The organism is Roseovarius sp. YIN77, assembly GCF_057219155.1.
Genome location: NZ_JBXVVI010000042.1, coordinates 1 through 4,073, shown reverse-complemented (window position 1 = coordinate 4,073; position 4,073 = coordinate 1). Strand labels below are relative to the sequence as shown.

The window sequence follows — 4,073 nt, the reverse complement described above, 5'->3', positions numbered from 1 at the left end:
TCTCCACCCACTGCTTTGACTTCATTCCATGCTTGTAGGCGGGATTGGCTTTTCCTGCACCATGACCACCCCTTGCGCCATGCATGCGACAGGCGGTCCAGCCGCGGACGGCGGGATTTTTGCATAGAAGACCAGAGCGCTTGGATCGCGCAGTGCATCTTGGCGCCGAATGCGCGCTTTGCATGGGGTTGGTGTCATCTTTCATTCTTGTCCCTCCCCCCGGCCTCAACATTGCCGACGATCGCCTGACCCCCATCCTCAACATTCACGTGCTGAACCGTGACGGTCTGTTTGCCACCCGTGCGGTGCTTTCGAAGCGCCTCCATCTGGGAGACATAAGCTCGGGCTAGTTTCGTATAGCCCGCATAGTGCGTTTTCACCTGTTCAACATTCTCTGTGTGCGCCAGCCATCGGCCTGACCGGATCATCGCCACATGAGTGGCCGCCATCTGAACCGCCAGCATCCGCTCGAAGGTGTCGCGGGGCTGGATCTCTGCCACCGCTGCCAGCATGAAGTTTCGTTCATCATTGCCGGGATAATCGTCGCTGGCTTCATTGTTTTTCAAAACCTTGATGCAATGACCCATCAGCGCTTCGGCCATTTCAGGGATCTTGGTGCCGAAGATGCTTCTCAGCGCATCCTCTGCACCGAGCGCCACCTGCTGTCCGGTTTCCGGGCTTCCGCTGAGGGATACGCCCAACTTCTGCTTCGGCTTTGATGACTTTTGTTTATCAACTGCCTTTGACTTTGGTTTAGTTGCCATGTGCCTCTTGCCTTTCTCCTGCCCTGCAGGGGAGTGGTTATTATTAGTGTTCCGTTTCAGAACCGAAGGAGTGGTCTAAAATGGCCCTGACGGGTTCTGATTTGGAACCATGAGGGGCCCTTCGGTTCTCAAATGGAACCACAGAGGACCCTGACGGGTCCGTTTCAGAACCGCGTTTTGTTTTTTGAGGGCACCAATGACGCCACTCATTGGTTGCACTTTCCTTGCCCTTGGCGCGCTGCATCAACTTTGTCGTCAGCCGCCAACGATGTGCCCGGCGGTGATACCAGTTGCCTTTTTCTTCTTTCACCAGGAAGCCGCGCTCCTCCAGTTCTTGATACGCGCGTTGCACTGTGGCTTTGCCCATCCCAAGCAGCTCGGCCGCTTCATTGAGCGACAGAGACAGTTGCCCGTTGTTCCCGCCATTGAAGCGCGTGTGCAGCTCGAACCACAAGCGAACGGCATTCCCCGACAGAGACCGCCACGCGGTGCTTTTTAGCATCGCGTAGGGGACATTCACATATTGGCCATCATCAGAGCGTTTGCCTTTCCTCTTACGCGCCATCAGTCACCTCCGAAGGTGGCTGGCAGGCGGTCCAGTGCCGGCCATGGGCCATCGTCACTTGCGTGAAGGCCCGGCCAGAGCCGCAAAAGCGTCTTGCGGCACCGGCAGTATGATAGACTGTCCCACCGAGCCGTGCCGTACCGTACACCGGCCCTGCGCTGGATGATCCACTGGTGGTTATCCTTGCAGATAATCACCCGGTATTTGTCGGACCGGATAATAACCGAATGATAGTCGTCGGCGCTTTCGCGGTGGCTCGTAGATGAAGGCAACCTATGCATTGGGTCCGCATCATCTGGGTGCATTTCGATTGGCTTCAACTCAGTCATACTGGATGGCCCCCTTGCGAATGCGAAGGGGCTCCACCGAGTTCGTGCCAGGGCACAGATAGAAGCGCTTGCGGATTTCAGTTGCGGGATGGAGACGTTTTCTGGCATCAGATGAGGTGTCTAGTCTGGCATCCAATGTCAGCAGAGAAGCCCCGGCACCGTGAACGGTGTTGGGGTTTTTCATTACGCGACCTCATTGCTAGGATCGATGCGCCGGGCATTCAGCCAGGCATTCAGGTCTGCACCATAATAAGCAATGCGTCGGCCAATGCGGATAAACGCGGGCCCGACATTGCGGTGCCGCCATTGCGCGAGTTTTTCCCGGCTACCCAGAACATCCAGTTCCGGATCACCAAGCATATAGGTTCGGTTGCTGTCGAAGATCTCTGCCATACGCAAATCCTTTTGGCTGTTGCTGTATGGCTTTCAGTAACCACTTGTGCTGCGGTGCTAAAAGAGTTCTGAAAATGCGATAAGAGGCGTTAAAATAGGGCTTATATTTTGGGCTACAAACTTCTCCTTAAATACCTTTATCCCCTCGGTATTTTTTAATTTCTGATAACGTTTTATAAAGCGTTTCGAAATCTCCCAACTCCGCGCGGCTAGGAGGGCGATTTAAATCTAAAAATCTCTGCACCGAATGGATCGTATCGCCCCGACGTTTTCTGTCTTCTTTTGCCGTTGCAATTTCCGTAATCCATGAATCCGATATTTTCGAGATCGCCCACTCTGCAGGCCCTCTAATTCCGGTTGTAATACCTATTGAATTGAACACTTTTTCTAGAGCAACTGCGTATTTGGTGCTCGGAACATTGTTGTTGGTTCCGAAGCTCGGGCGCGTGAAATGGGTGGTTATATAAATATGAGCCAGCTGTTCTGCGATTGATCTTGCGTAGTAGTCCGGTGCCCTGTGAGGTAAATTCCAATATTCCTCACCCTCTGGTTTCTGCTCTGCCGCATGATGGTGAGCTGTTTTCTTCGTACGCTCAGTGGCTTCAAATAGAAACTGAGCGTAACCATAATACTCAACCATTCTGTGAACCAAATCGGACTTGGAGCCCGCGTATTCGGGATCTTTGAAATATATGTCATCCAGTGCCTCCGAGAATCCGAGCCACTGTAAATTTTCATCGTCCGAATAGTCCAGCAACTCGCCAAGAGCCTCATTTAGTTCACGGCTCGCGTCGCTCACTTTCTTCAATGTATCAATATAGTTCAGATACTCAGACTTACTTGTATGGCGGGTAGGTTTTCCTAACCACATCGGATCTACGATACAAAAATTGAGGTCAGGCAAATCCTTTATCATTTCCCAAATCGCTGTTTCTACCGAAGCGAGCGTTTCAGCGCCGAATTGTGCTTCAGCGTCTCGACGATAAGTATAACTCACCAACCCCCTTCCTTCATTTAGATTGCCTTCTGCATTCGGTTCGTCAGTCATCCAACCCTCACAACTTGCCCGGTTTCACCCGTCAAATAACGACTCCATCTCTCCATTAATTCCCGCCGCCGTTCCAACAAGTCCGATCGTGCGTAGGCGCGCTCCACATCTGATCCCACCTGATGCGCGAGGGCTGCCTCCGCCAGTTCGCGCGGGGCATTGGTGGCCTCTGCGGCCCAATCGCGGAAGGAACTGCGGAACCCGTGCACGGTAACACCCTTGATCCCGATCCGGCGCAACAGCATCAGCATCGACATGTTGGACAGGGGCTGATGGCGTCGCTGGCCTTCGAACACATAGTCAGATGCCATGGCCTTCAACGGTTCCAGGATCGTCAGCATTTCATCTGTCAGAGGAACCCGATGGACTGCCCCGGTTTTCATACGCTCCGCCGGGATCGTCCAAAGCCGGGCGTCAAAGTCGACCTCTGGCCATGTCATCTCCAACACCTCAGAGGTTCGGCTGGCTGTCAGGATGGTAAATCTTAGCGCCTTCGCTGCCATCGCACTTCGGGTTGTTAAATCCGCATAAAAGGCCGGCACATCCCGCCAATCCATGGCGTCGAGATGCTGCACCTTGGCCTTGACCGTTGGCAGAACCTTGGCATCACGAATGGCTATCACCGGGTTTTCACCGGATCGAAAGCCTTTTGATTTTGCCACATCCAGAACCGTCTTAATCCGCTGCGCTAACCGCTTGGCCGTTTCATGTTTGCCGGTCCAGATCGGCGACAGGCACATCAACACCTCAGGCTGATCAATACTGTCCACCGGCATGCGCCCGATCTTGGGGAAAGCATAGTCCCGCAACGTATTCAGCCACTGCTGGGCGTGCTTGGCATTTTTCCAAGTGGGAAGGCGATCTATATGAACCTGACGGCTCAGTTCTTCGAAATTGGGCACTTCCTGAGCGGCATTAAATCGGGGGTTCAGGCCAGACTTGGCCATACGCCGATATTCCAGCGCCCGTTCCCG

6 protein-coding genes and 1 pseudogene are annotated in these 4,073 nt (G+C 53.6%); all 7 read right to left on the bottom strand.

The features are described from left to right. Positions 1–205: pseudogene (locus AC2D8P_RS16435) on the bottom strand (hypothetical protein); the annotation flags it as partial. Continuing rightward, a complete protein-coding gene (locus AC2D8P_RS16430; protein WP_484703952.1) occupies positions 195–764 on the bottom strand; it encodes a hypothetical protein in 570 nt (189 codons plus the stop codon). The pseudogene AC2D8P_RS16435 and the gene AC2D8P_RS16430, both read right to left, overlap by 11 nt. Before the next feature lie 43 nt (positions 765–807). Then, a complete protein-coding gene (locus AC2D8P_RS16425) occupies positions 808–1,218 on the bottom strand; it encodes a helix-turn-helix domain-containing protein (RefSeq protein WP_484703950.1) in 411 nt (136 codons plus the stop codon). Between the two features lie 432 nt (positions 1,219–1,650). Further along, positions 1,651–1,842 (bottom strand): hypothetical protein, encoded by a 192-nt coding sequence (locus AC2D8P_RS16420; RefSeq protein ID WP_484703948.1) that lies wholly within the window; start codon positions 1,840–1,842, stop codon positions 1,651–1,653. Then, the gene (locus AC2D8P_RS16415; RefSeq protein ID WP_484703946.1) at positions 1,842–2,051 is read right to left on the bottom strand and encodes a MerR family transcriptional regulator; all 210 of its coding nucleotides are present in this window, start codon (positions 2,049–2,051) and stop codon (positions 1,842–1,844) included. The genes AC2D8P_RS16420 and AC2D8P_RS16415 overlap by 1 nt, the downstream gene beginning before the upstream one ends. A gap of 127 nt (positions 2,052–2,178) precedes the next feature. After that, the gene (locus AC2D8P_RS16410; protein ID WP_484703944.1) at positions 2,179–3,099 is read right to left on the bottom strand and encodes a hypothetical protein; all 921 of its coding nucleotides are present in this window, start codon (positions 3,097–3,099) and stop codon (positions 2,179–2,181) included. Next, the coding region (locus tag AC2D8P_RS16405) for a tyrosine-type recombinase/integrase (protein ID WP_484703942.1) at positions 3,096–4,073 on the bottom strand (978 nt) is incomplete at its 5' end. The genes AC2D8P_RS16410 and AC2D8P_RS16405, both read right to left, overlap by 4 nt.

Bases quoted from the DNA above. Each gene is read 5' to 3' on its own strand.
- AC2D8P_RS16430 (WP_484703952.1), bottom strand. From the start codon at position 764: ATGGCAACTAAACCAAAGTCAAAGGCAGTTGATAAACAAAAGTCATCA.
- AC2D8P_RS16420 (WP_484703948.1), bottom strand. From the start codon at position 1,842: ATGAAAAACCCCAACACCGTTCACGGTGCCGGGGCTTCTCTGCTGACA.
- AC2D8P_RS16415 (WP_484703946.1), bottom strand. From the start codon at position 2,051: ATGGCAGAGATCTTCGACAGCAACCGAACCTATATGCTTGGTGATCCG.
- AC2D8P_RS16410 (WP_484703944.1), bottom strand. From the start codon at position 3,099: ATGACTGACGAACCGAATGCAGAAGGCAATCTAAATGAAGGAAGGGGG.